Here is a 14,257-nt window from a genome sequence, read left to right on the forward strand (position 1 = left end):
GGGGCCGCACTTTTGTCTGCGCATGTTTGTCCTTGCAGTCTGGCAGGATGGTTCGGTGACGATTACTGCAGCAGCCGACGGTTCGGCATTGGGAAACCCGGGTCCCGCAGGATGGGCCTGGTACGTGAACGACGACTGCTGGCGGGCCGGCGGCTGGCCGCACGGCACCAACAACCAGGGTGAGCTGATGGCCGTGCTGGACCTCTTCCGCTCCACCGCGCACCTCCCCGACGAGGACCTGCACATACTCTGCGACAGCCAGTACGTGATCAATTCGGTGACGAAGTGGATGCCCGGCTGGAAGCGCAAGGGGTGGCGCAAGGCGGACGGCAAGCCCGTGCTGAACGTGGACATCCTCAAGGACATCGACCGGGAGCTCGCCGGGCGCAAGTACCGCTTCGAATGGGTCAAGGGGCACGCCGGGCACGAACTGAACGAGGCCGCCGACGAGCGGGCAAGGGCCGTGGCACTCGCCTACCAGCAGGGCGTTGCCGCGCGCTCAGGACCGGGGTTCCCCGACGCGGAACCGGCTGCAGCCCGGCGGCCTGTCAAGGAGGGCCGTGGCGGGGGCGGCATCCCTTCGCTGTTCGAACCTGTTGCACCGGCCCGGGGCGCGGCCGCGACCCCGGCCCGCAGTGATGCCGCCAACCAGGGCCGCATTGAGCCAGCACCCCCGGCTCTCTTCGGATCCGACGCGCCTGATCTCTTCAGCGAACTGGGTGCCGGCGAACTTGGTGACGAGGCGTTTGCGGAACTCCCGGCGGGCGCCACGCCCGAAGAAATTGTCGAGGCCCTGGAACGAGAGCTCCTCCGCCCGGACGTCCGCAGCGACATCGGGCGCACCGGACAGCTCCTGCACCCGGACTTCACGGAAATCGGAACCGCCGGCCGGCTCTGGACCCGCGACGCGATGATGATGTCCCTCGAGGAAAGCCCGGGCGGTCCCGTCGACCTGGACGTACTCAGCGCCGACCGGATCGGTGCGGACACGATCCTGCTGACCTACCGCAGCTATTCCCGCGCCGGCTCAGCGCTGCGCAGCTCCCTGTGGGTTCTGGACGGCGACCAGTGGCGCCTGCGGTTCCACCAGGGCACGCCCGAGGCCTGAGCGGCCCCCGGCGTCAGCTGAACGCTGTGTCAGCTGGAGCGCCCGGCGTCAGCTGAAGCGTTGCGCGTTGCCCTGCTCCGCCTGGGCGTAGGTGTCCGCGGCCGACGACAGGGCCAGGTTGATGGAGGCGAGCGAGGCCTCAACCTTGCCCTGCGTCAGCGTCCACTCGGCCACAAGGGCCTGGAAATTGGTTGCCGCCGAACCGCGCCACGTGGCCTGCAGTTCGTCCAGGCCATGCTTCATCGCCTGGACGTCGGCGCTGATCCGGTCAACAGTTGCCTTGACGTTGGCTGACTTCACCTGCAGTAGGTCGGTATCGACGGAAATGATACTCATGGCGGGCCTCTCGACAATTAGGGCGACTGCCCCGGAAGGACAGCCGCTGTGGCTGGCGGACCGGCCGTTTCGGTCCGCTACGTCGAGCCTAGGAACCCGCCGGCACCCGCCGCCACAGCGGGATTCGCCATGTGGATAACCTCCGTCGGCAGCCCGGCTACCGCCCGCCGGCTGCCCGGTTCCCGCCGGTAACGCCGTCCCCGCCAACACGGTCCCCGGCAACGCTGTCCGAGAACGTCCCGATGCCATCGACCCCGATGCCACCCACCTCCGTACTGACCGCTTCCGCACCGTCCACGCCATGGCTGTCTGCCTCACGACCGTCCCACTCGGGGGAGTCCTCGCGAACGGGGAGGCTGACCACGAGTGTTGCGCCGCCGCCGTCGGTACCGTCCACCCGGACAGAGCCGCCGTGCGAGCCGACAATGGCAGCCACGATAGCCAGTCCCAGACCGCTGCCGCCCGTCTCCCGGGTGCGCGACGTGTCGGCCCGGTAGAAGCGTTCAAAGACCCTGGGGGCCTCTGTGTCGGAGATCCCGGGGCCGTGGTCCCGGACTTCGAGGACGGACATGGCGGCACCGTCGTCGGCCCGCCGGACGCCCACAGCCAGCTCGATGGGTGTTCCCCCGGGCGTGTAGCGCAGCGCGTTTCCCACCAGGTTGCCGATGACCTGGCGCAGCTTCGCCTCGTCGCCGAGCACGGGCGCCGGTTCGGCGCTGCCGCTGTGCAGGCCGGTCAGGGTGATGGCGCGCTTTCGTTCGCTGGCCTGGGTGTCCACCACGGCGTCATGCGCGAGCAGCTGCAGGTCGATGGGCTTGCGCTGCAGCGGCCGCTGCTCGTCCAGCCGTGCCAGCAGCAGCAGGTCCTCCACCATGGAGCCCATCCGCTTGGCCTCGCTCTCGATCCGGCCCATGGCGCTGGCCACATCCTCCGAGGACTGCAGCGCGCCATGCCGGTAAAGCTCCGAGTAGCCCCGAATCGTCACCAGCGGGGTGCGCAGCTCGTGGGACGCGTCCGCGGCAAACCGGCGCATCCGGTCCTCGGAGGCCATGCGGGCCGCGAACGCCGCTTCGATGTGGGCGAGCATGGCGTTCAGCGACCTGCCGAGACGGCCCACTTCCGTGGAGGGGTTCTGCACATCGACGCGCCGCGACAGGTCGCCGGCGGCAATGGCGGCGGCGGTCTTCTCCACCCTGGCCAGGGGGCGGAAGGACCTGGTGACGGTCCAGTTGGCGATAAAGAAGGCGAGGACGAGCGTCAGCAGGCCAACACCCACCACCACGAGGCTGATGTGGCGCAGTACCTCATCTACCGTGGAGAGCGGCAGCCCGATGACCACCACCGCCCGCTGCTGCTCAGTCCCAACCACAACAGGGACCGCCACCACGCGCCAGTTCTTACCGTCGGTGCCCCGCACCTGGTAGGGGCGGAAATCACGCTCGCGGGCCTCGTCCACGGAGATCGACGCGATGTCCGGGCGGGCGCCCTTGTCGTCGATGGGATCCGGCTGCGTCCCCGGGTAGTAGAGCGTCACCGTGTAGTCCGTGGGGACCGCCGGGTTGGCAATGGGGGAGATCGAGCGCTGCGACTGGGCGGCGGTGACGGCGGCCCGCAGCTTGTCGTCCACCTGGCCCTCGAGGTAGCCGCGCAGCAGCGTCAGCGCACCCGCCCCCGTTACGGCCAGGGCCACCAGCAGGAGGGCCATCATGATGGCCACCAGCTGGGACCGAAGGGTGGCGGACTTCCAGCGCTCCAGCGCGGACTTCCAGCGCTCCAGCAAGATCAGCGCTTCTCTGCTGTCCGCAGCACGTAGCCGACGCCGCGCTTGGTCTGGATCAGGGCCGGGGCGTCGGGATCGATGTCCACTTTGCGCCGCAGGTAGGAAATGTAGGACTCGACGATGGAGGCGTCACCGTTGAAGTCGTATTCCCAAACGTGGTCCAGGATCTGTGCCTTGGACAGGACCCGGTTCGGATTGAGCATCAGGTACCGGAGCAGCTTGAATTCGGTGGGGGACAGCTCGATCACCTTGCCGCCGCGGCGCACCTCGTGCGCGTCGTCGTCGAGCTCCAGATCGTCCACCCGGATGACGGCCTCGTCATCCTCCAGCATCGGCTGCGTCCTGCGGAGCACGGCGCGGATGCGGGCCACCACCTCATCAAGGCTGAAGGGTTTGGTGACGTAGTCGTCCCCGCCCACCGTCAGCCCCGTGACCTTGTCCTCGGTGTCATCCTTGGCGGTCAGGAAGAGGACCGGGAAATGCTTGCCCGCCGCGCGCAGCCGGCGGGTGACGGTGAAGCCGTCCATGTCCGGAAGCATGACGTCCAGCACCGCGAGGTCGGGCGCGTGCGCCTCGACGGCTGCCAGCGCCTCCCGCCCGTTTCCCGCCGACACCACTTCAAAACCGGCGAAGCGCAAGGACGTGGAAAGCAGTTCGCGGATGTTCGGTTCGTCATCAACCACGAGGAGCTTCGCTTCGGCGCTGTTCTTTTTCATATTTCCCATGATGCTCCCAGAATCTGGGAGTTTTCTGAATGAATGTTGTGTGTTGCTTGGGTCAGCAGGATTCGACGTCCTTGGCGTCCATGATGCGGTAGGCGTAGCCCTGTTCGGCCAGGAAGCGCTGGCGTTTGGCCGCGAAATCCTGGTCAAGGGTGTCCCGGGCAACGAGGGAGTAGAAACGTGCCGCCCGCCCGTCCTGCTTGGGCCGGAGCAGCCGGCCGAGCCGCTGGGCCTCCTCCTGGCGTGAACCGAAGGAGCCGGAGACCTGGATGGCCACGGAGGCCTCCGGCAGGTCGATGGAGAAGTTGGCCACCTTGGACACCACGAGGGTCTGGAGCTCCCCGGCGCGGAAGGCGTCAAAGAGCTTCTGGCGGGCCTTGACCGAGGTTTCGCCTTTGATGACCGGAGCGTCCAGCCGCTCGCCGAGTTCGTCGAGCTGGTCGATGTACTGCCCGATCACCAGGACCTGCTCGCCCCGGTGGTGTTCCACCAGCTGTTCGGCCACAAGGGTCTTCGTCTCGGAAGTGGCGCACAGCCGGTACTTGTCCGCATCCTCGGCCATGGCGTAGGCCACCCGCTCGTCCTTGGGCAGGTCCACGCGGACCTCCACGCAGTCCGCGGGGGCGATGTAGCCCTGGGCCTCGATGTCCTTCCACGGCGCGTCGTAGCGCTTGGGGCCGATGAGGCTGAAAACCTCGCCTTCCCGGCCGTCTTCACGCACCAGGGTTGCCGTGAGTCCGAGCCGCCGGCGCGCCTGCAGGTCCGCCGTCATCCGGAAGATCGGCGCGGGCAGCAGGTGGACCTCGTCGTAGATGATCAGGCCCCAGTCGTGGCCGTCGACGAGCTCAAGGTGCGGGTACAGGCCGCCGCGCTTGGTGGTGAGGACCTGGTAGGTGGCGATCGTCACCGGCCGGACTTCCTTGACGGCGCCCGAATACTCGCCGATCTCCTCCTCCGTCAGCGAGGTCCGCCGGAGCAGCTCGTCCTTCCACTGCCGTGCCGCCACCGTGTTGGTGACGAGGATCAGCGTTGTGGTGGAACTCGTGGCCATCGCCGCCGCGCCCACGAGCGTCTTTCCCGCGCCGCAGGGGAGCACCACGACGCCGCTGCCGCCCGCCCAGAAGTTCTCCGTGGCCAGCCGCTGGTACGGCCTCAGTTTCCATCCCGACTCGTCCAGCATGATGAGGTGCGGCGTGCCGTCGACGTAACCGGCCAGGTCCTCGGCGGGCCAGCCGATCTTGAGCAGCAGCTGCTTCAGCTGGCCGCGCTGCGAGGAATGGACCACCACGGTCTCGGCATCGATCCGCGGACCCAGCAGCGGTTGGATCTTCTTGGCCCTGCTGACCTCCTCCAGCACAGGGTAGTCGTTGGTGCGCATGACCAGCCCGTGTTGCGGGTCCTTTTCCAGCCGCAGCCTGCCGTACCGGGACATGGTTTCCTCGATGTCGATCAGCAGCGAGTGCGGCACCGGGAAGCGGGAGTATTTCAGCAGGGTGTCCAGTACCTTCTCGGCGTCGAGCCCTGCGGCCCGGGCGTTCCAGAGCCCCAGCGGGGTGAGCCGGTAGCTGTGCATGTGCTCGGGTGCGCGCTCCAGTTCGGCGAAGGCCGCGATGGCGTGCCGGGCCTCCGTCGCCTGCTCATGGTCCACTTCGAGGAGGATGGTTTTGTCGCTCTGGACAATCAGGGGGCCGTCATTCACGCAGGTACAACCTTCACTGCTGTATTTCCTCTGCTGCCTCGATGTCGATGATCCGGTGGATGGAAAGCACCCGCTCGGTATCCTTCGCGGGGTCGAAGACGCGGACCCGCCCGCCCGCCACGGATACCGGAACAACCGTTTCCAGTTTCGCATTCCCCAGGCTGTCCACCACGTTCATCACGACTTTTTGCCTGAGCCGGATGGCCTTGTGCAGCGTCTCCAGTCCCAGCTGGGTTGCCTCCTCGCCTCCGGCGGCGGCCGGACGGGAACCGTTGGGACTGGCGCCGTGCTCCGCATGGCTGCGGAGGACGGCGAGCTGGGCGGTGACATCGGCGTCGGGAAGGGCCGAGCGCGGCGCGCTGTAAACCGGGCGGCCGGCGCCCGGAAGGGGCGCGGTGCGGTTGAGGCGGACGACGGCGGATCCGGCCTCTTCGACGGCGGGCGACAGTCCCAGCCCGCGCAGCACCAGGGCAGTCTGCCGGGGTGAGGCCATGGAGACCAGGACGGTGGGGGCGATCCGGACCAGACCCAGGGACGACGCCGCAGCCTCCCGGCAGAGTTCACTGAGTGCGGCTTCGTCGTCACTCTGGATGAAGCTGGCGGCCGCCCCGACCCGAAGCTTGCCGTGCCGGGCCGCCGTGTCCTCCACGAGGTACTGCAGCGGCTGCGGCACGGCGGTGGCCGAGTGCCGGCGGAGGAAAGCCAGGATGGCTGCGGCGTCCTGGCCCGAGTCCAGGGCGCGGCGGATGGACTCCACGGAGAACCGGTATGTCGTGGCCGGGCCCTGCCCTTCGGCGTCGGCCATCCGCTGGAGCTGCTCGGCCAGATCGGGGGCCAGGTAGCCCGGTGCGACGGCGGTCAGGTCGGCCTGCAGGAGCACGTGGTTGAGGGCCGCCGGGAGGTGTTCGCCAAGGAGGTTCATGGCGTCGTCAGGCGCGTCCGCGGCGATGGCGGCACCCAGCTGGCTGAGCGCGCCGGACCCGATCAGCCCCAGCAGCTCCGCCTCGGCCAGGACGCCGCTGATCAGGGAACTGAACCGCCGCGCCATGCGGGGCTGCGCCCATTCGGCACGCTGCAGCACGGCTTCCGCATTGAGCACAGGTGCCGCCCCGTCCGGCATCTCCGCCTCGAGCGTCAGCTCCCGCAGTATCTCGAGGATCCTCTTGCGGATGACGGGCGCGTCGGACCGCTGTGCCTCGGCGGAGAGCGCGTTGACGGTGGCCGCCGGGGTGGCCCGGTGGTTGGCGGGGCCGGCGGGCTGGCCGTTGATGGGCTGGCCCACGAGTGAGGGGGCGCGCTCGCTGGCCAGCCAGGCGTTGACGAGCCACAGCCACTGTTCCTGCCGCGGCAGCCCGAGCCATTCCAGCTGGGGCGGCTGCACCCAGCATGAGCTGTCCACGTCCAGTCGGATCAGGCCGGACAGGGCGCAGAGCTCCAGCAGCACGGCGGTGGTGTGGTGATCCACGCGGAGTGTCTCGGCGAGTCTCCGCATTTCGCGGATGCCCACGCCGCCGCTCCGCAGGGTGGCCAGGGGCTGGTCCCTGACCGCGTGGAGCAGTTCGCCGGTGAGGCGCAGGGTCTCGGCGATGGCCCCGAGCGCGGCGTTGCGGCGGAGCGCCGCGGTGGTGACGCCCAGCGTGGGCGCCGGGGGAACGAGGGAGAAGTTGTCGATGATGGCGCCGCCGCGCAGGGAGATACCCACGCTGTGCGGCAGTTCCACGTGGGCGGCGTCCAAAGGCACCAGGAGGCCCCGGGCCAGCAACCAGTCGACGGGCCCGACGTCGTGACCTTCAGTTGTGACCGAAGCCTTCCGCTGGGCCTGGGGTACGGCGCCCATGGCCCAGTTGCTGAACCGCGCCAGCAGCGCAGACGTCCGCTCCGGGGCGCTGGCGAGGAGGGACTGCAATGCATCAGGGGAAGAGGTCCAGTGCTGCAGCGCCAGCGCTGCCTCCATCGGGGTGGTGGCCGCCTGCACGGCGGCGCCGCTGCGGTGCAGCTCCGCGACAAGCTGGACAACGCGCTGGGCGAAGGCCGGCTGCAGCCTGACCAGCTCGGTGTAGCTGCGGCCCAGCCCGGCCGGGTAGATCCCGACGACGTCCTTCAGGCTGCTCACCGGGAGGTAGAAGCGCTGCCTCTGGGCGCCGGGGCCCGCGCCGTGCGGCGGCTCCGCCCGCTGCACGAGGGCAAGGTCGTGCAGCGACTGCAGGAGCTGCTCGACGGCGGCCACCGTGGATCCCGCGATGGCCTTCTTCAGCGCCGCGGCCGATGCGCTGTGCCCGGTGTCAGTGTTGGTGCACAGGTGCAGGGTCTCAAGGACCTGCATCTGGGGACGGTTCAGGCGTTCGAGGGCCCGCTGAACGCTGACCCGTGCGCTGGCGCGGGCGGCTAAGGCGGGGAAGTCGGGAACGCCGGGGGAGATCAGGTCCGGCCGCGCAGCGAACAGTGCACGCAGTGACTCGTCGCTGCGTGCCTCCAGTTCCTTGCTGAGCGCGCGAATGAGGGACATCAGTCCAACGTTACCGCCCGCCCGAGGTTCCTGCCCGGCGGCGGGCTGCAACGCCGTCGGCCACCAGCACGAGCATCAGCAGGAACGCCGCCGGAAGGCCGTACAACGCCGTCGAGGTGATCCACTGCGGCGCGGCCTGGCCCGCACTGGCCAGTGCCATGACCGCCCCGACGGCGGCGAGGGACAAAACTGCAAGGAGCACTGCCGCGGCCATCAGTGGCCGCCGGATACGCGCGGATGTCATGGAAGTAACCTAACAGCAGCGCCGCGGCCGCGCCTCAAAGCGGGATTAGCCTGCCAGTCAGGATAACCTTGAAGGAACAGACCAACATGGACCAGGCAGTCATACCCTGAACCCGCACATCGGTGCGGATGCGGTGACGGCCGGCCGTGTCCCAAAACGTCAGAACGAAGAAGGTTGATTAGGTGCCTACCGGCAAGGTCAAGTGGTACGACAAGGACAAAGGTTTCGGATTCCTCGCGGGCGAGGACGGGCAGGAAGTGTTCCTGCCCAAGTCAGCGCTGCCCTCCGGAGTGTCCGAGCTTAAGGCCGGCACCCGGGTTGAGTTCGGCGTCGCGGATGGACGCAAGGGCGCCCAGGCCCTGGGCCTGCGCGTCCTCGACAAGACACCCTCCATCGCAAAGGCCAAGCGCCCCAGCGCCAAGGATCTTGCCCCGCTGGTGCAGGACCTGGTGACGGTTCTGGACAACCTGTCCGGCACTCTGTCGTCCGGAAAGTACCCGGACGGCAACAAGGGCAAGGCCATTGCCGCTGCCCTGCGTAAGGTTGCCGACGAGCTGGACGCCTAGGCCGCCCGATGAACCCGGAACCTGAACAGGCCGCATCCAAGGTGGAACCCAAGGCTGAACCCAAGACCGCCAAGAGGCGCGCCGGGGTCCCGGTGTGGCGGACGGGGAAGCCGGACGCTGTGCTGGCCGCTGCCGTGGACACCGCCCGGACCGCCATTGAGGGCATTGCGAAGGCATCCGAAATCGGGGACCACCTGGCTGCCCGCACCGAGGGCGACCGTGTGGTGACGCACCTTTTCGAATCGCGGCTGCCCGGGTACCTCGGCTGGCAGTGGTACGCCGTCCTGACCCGCAATTCGCGCTCCAAGGTGATCACGGTCAACGAGCTCGGCCTGCTTCCGTCCGAGGACTCGGTCCTCGCTCCGGAGTGGGTGCCGTGGGCGGAGCGGGTACGCCCAGAGGACGCCCAGGACCAGGACGCGGACGAAGCGCAGGAGGAAGCTCCCGGGGAGGGCGCACCCAGCGAGGCTGCGGACGGAGCCCCGGGCGGGACTGCCGCGGACGCCGGGTCAGAGCCCGGCGCCGAAATACAGTCCGACGCCGGTACAGAGCCCGGTGCCAAAACTGAACCGGGTGCCGGGACAGATCACGACAGCCCCGAGCAGGGCTGACCACAACGCCAAACGGCGCCGTCCGGACGCAAGCCCGGACGGCGCCGTCGTACTTTAAGGGGTGGAGTTTTTGTCCAGATAATGGGGCTAAACGGCCTTCGAACCCCGATTATCTGGACAAAAACTCCACCATAGCGGCTTACTTTTTGAGCTCGCCCACGACGTAGTCGATGCACTCCAGCAGGGCGGTGACATCGGACGGCTCGATGGCCACGAACGTGGCGATGCGCAGCTGGTTGCGTCCCAGCTTCCGGTAGGGCTCGGTGTCCACGATGCCGTTGGCGCGGAGCACCTTGGCGATGGCGGCGGCATCGATCGAGTCATCGAAGTCGATGGTGGCGATGACGTTGGAGCGCTCGGCGGCATTGGCTACGAAGGGCGTCGCGAATTCCGAGGCTTCCGCCCACTTGTAAATACGGCCGGCCGAATCGGCCGTGCGTCCGGCCGCGAAGTCCAGGCCGCCGTTGGCGTTAAGCCACTGCACCTGGGCGTCCAGCGTGACGAGCGTTGACAGCGAAGGCGTGTTGTACGTCTGGTTCAGCTTGGAGTTGTCGATGGCGGTCTTCAGGTCCAGGAAGTCCGGGATCCAGCGCCCGCTGGCCTTGACGCGCTCGGCCCGCTCCAGTGCGGCCGGGGAGAAGAGGCCCAGCCACAGCCCGCCGTCGGAGGCGAAGTTCTTCTGCGGCGCGAAGTAGTAGACGTCGGTCTGGGCCACGTCGACGTCAAGGCCGCCGGCAGCCGATGTGGCGTCCACCAGCACCAGCGCGCCCTCGTCGGCGCCGTTCACCCGCTGGACGGGTGCGGCAACGCCGGTCGAGGTCTCGTTCTGCGGCCAGGCGTACACGTCAACGCCGGCCTCGGCCCTGGGGGCGGGGCAGGTGCCGGGCTCGGACTTGATGATGGAGGACTCCGCAAGGAACGGTGCCTTGTTCGTGGCCGCTGCAAACTTGGACCCGAATTCGCCGAAGGACAGGTGCTGTGCCTTCTCTTCCACCAGTCCGAAGCTGGCAACGTCCCAGAACGCGGTGGAGCCGCCGACGCCGAGGACCACCTCGTAGCCTTCGGGGGCGCGGAAGAAGGTGCTCAGGCCTTCGCGGACGGAGCCCACGAGGTTCTTCACCGGGGCCTGGCGGTGGGACGTGCCCAGGAGCGTCGTCGCGGCTGCGGAGAGAGCCTCGATCTGCTCCGGCCTGACCTTGGAGGGACCGGCGCCGAACCGTCCGTCCTTGGGCAGGAGGTTTGCGGGAATAGTGATGCTGGTGTCGCTCACAATGGCTCCAATTTTCGGCATGGAAAGTGCGGTTCGGCTGGGTCGGGGCGATGGCCGGCAGGCAACCATGACCGCCACGAAGCCCTCCTTATTCTGCCCGAACCGCGGATACCGCGGGAACACGCCCCCGTCATAGTCCAGTCATTGAGACAGCGCCGTCGTCCGCCGTGCGGATTATCCGGAGTAATTCAAAATAGGCTAAGCTGGCACTGAACGTACGGGCAGAGCGCCGGTGCTGCGCCGCCGTCATATACGACCGCCGCTGCAGCTTGCCGGATCCCGGTGCGGCGGGCCCGCGGTACGGTGGGACGGACACAATACTGTGCTCGAGGAGCTGAGCTGAATGACGGATCTGATCGACACCACGGAGATGTACCTTCGCACCATTCTGGAGCTGGAGGAAGAGAACATCGTGGCGCTTCGGGCACGCATCGCCGAACGGCTCCGCCACTCGGGCCCAACCGTCTCGCAGACAATTGGCAGGATGGAGCGCGACGGCCTCGTCGTCGTCTCCGGTGACCGCCACCTTGAACTGACCGAAGTGGGCCGGAAGCGCGCCACCGAAGTGATGCGCAAGCACCGGCTCGCCGAACGCCTCCTCGCCGACGTCATCGGCCTTGATTGGGCCTACGTCCATGACGAGGCCTGCCGGTGGGAGCACGTCATGAGTGAGCGCGTGGAGCGCAGGATCTACGAAATGCTCGACCACCCCACCGAGTCGCCGTACGGCAACCCGATTCCCGGCCTGGCTGCGCTCGGCGGGCCGCCCGCCCGCCCGTTCTCGGACGGCGTGGTGAACCTGCTGGATGCCATGACTGGCTACGGCCCGGAATCCAAGGTCACCGTCAGCCGCCTGGCGGAACCCATCCAGGTGGAGCCGGAGCTGCTGCTCCAGCTGGATGAAGGGGGGATCCGGCCTGGCGCCGTCGTCTCGCTCGAACGCGTGGGGGAGTACATCTCGGTCCGCGTGCCCGGGTTTGAGGGTGCCCTTGAGCTCCCGCCGGAAGTTGCCGCGCACGTGTTCGTGCGCCTGGACTAGCTCCCAACGGGCCCGTGGGCCGGGTGCGGCTTCCTGTCTGACATCTGCAGGCAGGATGACCTACCACTTTTGCACAGGGAATATAACGGAATTATTACTGCGCTTCTTTAATCGCCTATAGTTAAACGGCAACGCCGATACTAAAGCGTTACCTGATCTGGAGCCGAACCTTGCCAGCAGATCAGTAGTACGAGTCACCCACTGGCAGGGGCGGGGGAACCACAACCGGCTGTTTCAACAGCCTTGGGGTGAAGTCCGCAGCAGCAAGTCTTTTCCGCAGAAGGAATCCTCTCGGGATACCCCTGTGCCGGAACGGCTTGTTACGGCGGACCGGGTCCGAACTCTCTGACCCGAATCCGACAGCTAACTTCGCAGGCTATCCAGAGAGGAAACAGTACTTGTCCATGCAGAATGCCCGGGGCCGCCGCCGCGCGACCGGTCCCGCTCCGGAGCCGCGCCTCGCGGAGGCCATTGCCGCGGACCGTCCCCGGGACGCCCAGCGTGAAGCGCGCCGCCGCCGGGGTCCCTTCCGGCAGGTTACGGATTTTGCCTCGGCCAGTGGCGTGGGGCAGAAAGCCGGCGTAGTCCTCGCTGCCACCGGCCTGCTGCTGACTGTTACTGTCCCCGCCACCAGCCCTGTCCTGGCCGCCGGAGAGCCGGGAGGGGCGTCTGCGTCCGCTGCCTCGGCCCAGCCGAAGGTCTCGGCTGAAGCGGCAGCAAAGATCGACTTCAGCCGCACGTCCGTCTCCACCACCGGCGACCCGGACGGAAAGCTGAAGCAGCTCCTCAGCGCCCAGTCAGCCGGCAGCATCAGCCGTTCGGCCTCGGTGGGTACCCTGGGCGGCCCGCTGACCACGCTGGTCAGGTCCTCGCCGTTCGGTTACCGGGTCAGTCCGATCACCGGCGGCGCCGGCGAGTTCCACCGCGGCCAGGATTTCGCTGCCCAGTGCGGCACCCAGGTGCTTGCCGCGGCCAGCGGTAAGGTCACCTTTTCGGGATGGCACCCCTATGGGGGAGGCAACCGCGTGGTGATCGATCACGGCAACGGCCTGGAGACCACGTACAACCACCTGTCGTCCTCCAGCGTCCAGGTTGGCCAGAAGGTCACCCGGGGCGAAGTTATCGCCCTCAGCGGGACCACGGGCGCCTCCACGGGCTGCCACCTCCACTTCGAGGTGATGGTCAACGGGGACGTCGTTGATCCCCTCGGCTGGCTCTGAGCCACGTCGAGCGAGCACTCTCATTCCTGTGACACGCCGTGACCTGAATGTGACATTGGCTCCGAACTGCTGTACCGTCTAAACCGCGTCAACTTTTCCGAAGTTGACGCTCTTGAGTGGATTGCCTAACTCTGCCACCGCTCAAGGTCCGTTCGCATTACATCGTCTGGCAGGGGCGGGGGAACCAATTTTGGTCTTCGCAAGAAGGCCTTGGGGTTAAGTCGCAAAGCTTCCCAGGAAGCGGAGCGGCCGGGTGACTCCCATCCGAATCCGACAGCTCACCTCGCAGGCATTGGGAGAGGCTACCTTCGTGTCTTCACGCCACAATGCCGCGCGCCACCGCGCGCAAACGGTTCGTATGAACCCGTTGGACTCCGTGTCCAAGGCGGTTAGCGCCAATGCCGGCACAGTAGGTCGCCAGGCAGCTGTTATCGCAGCTGCTTCAGGACTCATCCTGAGTGTTGGCATGCCTGCCAACGCAGCCGACGCCAACATTGGTGTTTCCGCCTCCTCGGAGACCGGATCCCAGGCCGCACAGCTTGCTGTGACCGCCGCGCCCACCGCCACTGTCTCTTTCGAGCGTCCTGCTGTCACCACCGTGGCAGCCCCGGTCGCCGAAGCCATCGCTCCGCAGTCGAACGATGAGAGCCAGACGGCCGATGCAGGCCAGGCCGGCGACGAGAGCGCCGGTGCGGCCAAGGCCGTCACCGCAAAGTCCACTGATGGTGCGGCCTCCGCAGCAGCTTCCGGACTGGCAGCAATCGCGTACACCGGCATCGGCAGCCCCTACGTCTGGGGCGGCACCACGCCCAGCGGCTGGGACTGCTCCGGCTTCACTCAGTGGGTTTACGCACAGGCAGGCATCAGCATTCCCCGCGTCAACGCGTGGAACGCCATGAAGCCCACCTCCACGCCTGCTCCCGGCGACCTGGTCATGCAGAACGGCGGCGCCCACGTGGGCATCTACGTCGGCAACGGCATGATGATCAGCGCGCTGAACCCCTCGCAGGGCACTCTCCTGCACGCGGTGTCCGCAACGGGCACGTCCGCTTTTTACACCCTTCGCTAAAAATCCGATTCGAGGCGGGCCGGCTTACCCCCAAGATGCCGGCGCGTCGATAACCCACGGCCTGCTACCGCGGTCTGTGGAACACGA

13 protein-coding genes and 2 riboswitches are annotated in these 14,257 nt (G+C 67.5%); of the genes, 6 read left to right on the top strand and 7 right to left on the bottom strand.

What is annotated here, in order from left to right; genetic code table 11:
- Window positions 1–55: 55 nt before the first annotated feature.
- Window positions 56–1,108 carry an RNase H family protein gene (locus tag ACFRAU_RS13645; RefSeq protein WP_378000291.1) on the top strand — a complete coding sequence of 351 codons (1,053 nt, stop codon included), beginning with the start codon at window positions 56–58 and terminating at the stop codon, window positions 1,106–1,108.
- A gap of 48 nt (window positions 1,109–1,156) precedes the next feature.
- Here the strand turns inward: ACFRAU_RS13645 and ACFRAU_RS13650 are convergent, their stop codons facing one another.
- The 6 genes from ACFRAU_RS13650 to ACFRAU_RS13675 all read right to left on the bottom strand — a co-directional run bounded on the left by ACFRAU_RS13650 (window position 1,157) and on the right by ACFRAU_RS13675 (window position 8,395).
- Window positions 1,157–1,444 (bottom strand): WXG100 family type VII secretion target, encoded by a 288-nt coding sequence (locus ACFRAU_RS13650; RefSeq protein ID WP_111902971.1) that lies wholly within the window; start codon window positions 1,442–1,444, stop codon window positions 1,157–1,159.
- A 157-nt stretch (window positions 1,445–1,601) separates the two neighbouring features.
- Window positions 1,602–3,152 carry a sensor histidine kinase gene (locus ACFRAU_RS13655; protein WP_378000315.1) on the bottom strand — a complete coding sequence of 517 codons (1,551 nt, stop codon included), beginning with the start codon at window positions 3,150–3,152 and terminating at the stop codon, window positions 1,602–1,604.
- Between the two features lie 74 nt (window positions 3,153–3,226).
- Window positions 3,227–3,940, bottom strand: a complete 714-nt coding sequence (locus ACFRAU_RS13660) for a response regulator transcription factor (protein WP_043419482.1) — start codon at window positions 3,938–3,940, stop codon at window positions 3,227–3,229.
- 61 nt (window positions 3,941–4,001) lie between these two features.
- Entirely contained in the window at window positions 4,002–5,645 is a 1,644-nt protein-coding gene (locus ACFRAU_RS13665) for a DNA repair helicase XPB (protein WP_377996404.1), read from the bottom strand.
- Between the two features lie 13 nt (window positions 5,646–5,658).
- Window positions 5,659–8,151 (bottom strand): helicase-associated domain-containing protein, encoded by a 2,493-nt coding sequence (locus ACFRAU_RS13670; protein WP_378000292.1) that lies wholly within the window; start codon window positions 8,149–8,151, stop codon window positions 5,659–5,661.
- Between the two features lie 10 nt (window positions 8,152–8,161).
- Entirely contained in the window at window positions 8,162–8,395 is a 234-nt protein-coding gene (locus tag ACFRAU_RS13675) for a hypothetical protein (protein ID WP_378000293.1), read from the bottom strand.
- A 182-nt stretch (window positions 8,396–8,577) separates the two neighbouring features.
- Between ACFRAU_RS13675 and ACFRAU_RS13680 the strand changes: the two genes are divergently transcribed.
- Complete coding sequence (locus ACFRAU_RS13680; protein WP_377996407.1) at window positions 8,578–8,961, top strand: cold-shock protein; 384 nt, start codon at window positions 8,578–8,580, stop codon at window positions 8,959–8,961.
- An 8-nt stretch (window positions 8,962–8,969) separates the two neighbouring features.
- Window positions 8,970–9,572, top strand: a complete 603-nt coding sequence (locus ACFRAU_RS13685) for a DUF3027 domain-containing protein (protein WP_378000294.1) — start codon at window positions 8,970–8,972, stop codon at window positions 9,570–9,572.
- Window positions 9,573–9,711: 139 nt separating this feature from the next.
- Here the strand turns inward: ACFRAU_RS13685 and serC are convergent, their stop codons facing one another.
- Window positions 9,712–10,842, bottom strand: coding sequence for a phosphoserine transaminase (gene serC, locus ACFRAU_RS13690; RefSeq protein ID WP_377996410.1), 1,131 nt, complete (start codon window positions 10,840–10,842; stop codon window positions 9,712–9,714).
- Between the two features lie 343 nt (window positions 10,843–11,185).
- Between serC and ACFRAU_RS13695 the strand changes: the two genes are divergently transcribed.
- From ACFRAU_RS13695 to ACFRAU_RS13705, 3 genes are all read left to right on the top strand, one after another.
- Window positions 11,186–11,881, top strand: coding sequence for a metal-dependent transcriptional regulator (locus tag ACFRAU_RS13695; protein WP_377996412.1), 696 nt, complete (start codon window positions 11,186–11,188; stop codon window positions 11,879–11,881).
- A 151-nt stretch (window positions 11,882–12,032) separates the two neighbouring features.
- Window positions 12,033–12,274, top strand: a riboswitch (cyclic di-AMP (ydaO/yuaA leader).
- Window positions 12,275–12,285: 11 nt separating this feature from the next.
- Window positions 12,286–13,101, top strand: coding sequence for a M23 family metallopeptidase (locus tag ACFRAU_RS13700; protein WP_377996458.1), 816 nt, complete (start codon window positions 12,286–12,288; stop codon window positions 13,099–13,101).
- Window positions 13,102–13,213: 112 nt separating this feature from the next.
- Window positions 13,214–13,407: riboswitch (cyclic di-AMP (ydaO/yuaA leader) on the top strand.
- Window positions 13,408–13,477: 70 nt separating this feature from the next.
- Window positions 13,478–14,170, top strand: a complete 693-nt coding sequence (locus ACFRAU_RS13705; RefSeq protein ID WP_378000316.1) for a C40 family peptidase — start codon at window positions 13,478–13,480, stop codon at window positions 14,168–14,170.
- The last annotated feature ends 87 nt before the right edge of the window (window positions 14,171–14,257 follow it).

Origin of the sequence: Arthrobacter sp. NPDC056691, from assembly GCF_042791415.1 — a bacterium.
Lineage (GTDB): Bacteria > Actinomycetota > Actinomycetes > Actinomycetales > Micrococcaceae > Arthrobacter.

Bases quoted from the DNA above. Each gene is read 5' to 3' on its own strand.
- ACFRAU_RS13700 (WP_377996458.1), top strand. From the start codon at position 12,286: ATGCAGAATGCCCGGGGCCGCCGCCGCGCGACCGGTCCCGCTCCGGAG.
- ACFRAU_RS13685 (WP_378000294.1), top strand. From the start codon at position 8,970: ATGAACCCGGAACCTGAACAGGCCGCATCCAAGGTGGAACCCAAGGCT.
- ACFRAU_RS13670 (WP_378000292.1), bottom strand. From the start codon at position 8,151: ATGTCCCTCATTCGCGCGCTCAGCAAGGAACTGGAGGCACGCAGCGAC.
- ACFRAU_RS13675 (WP_378000293.1), bottom strand. From the start codon at position 8,395: ATGACATCCGCGCGTATCCGGCGGCCACTGATGGCCGCGGCAGTGCTC.
- ACFRAU_RS13695 (WP_377996412.1), top strand. From the start codon at position 11,186: ATGACGGATCTGATCGACACCACGGAGATGTACCTTCGCACCATTCTG.
- ACFRAU_RS13650 (WP_111902971.1), bottom strand. From the start codon at position 1,444: ATGAGTATCATTTCCGTCGATACCGACCTACTGCAGGTGAAGTCAGCC.
- ACFRAU_RS13655 (WP_378000315.1), bottom strand. From the start codon at position 3,152: ATGATGGCCCTCCTGCTGGTGGCCCTGGCCGTAACGGGGGCGGGTGCG.
- ACFRAU_RS13660 (WP_043419482.1), bottom strand. From the start codon at position 3,940: ATGAAAAAGAACAGCGCCGAAGCGAAGCTCCTCGTGGTTGATGACGAA.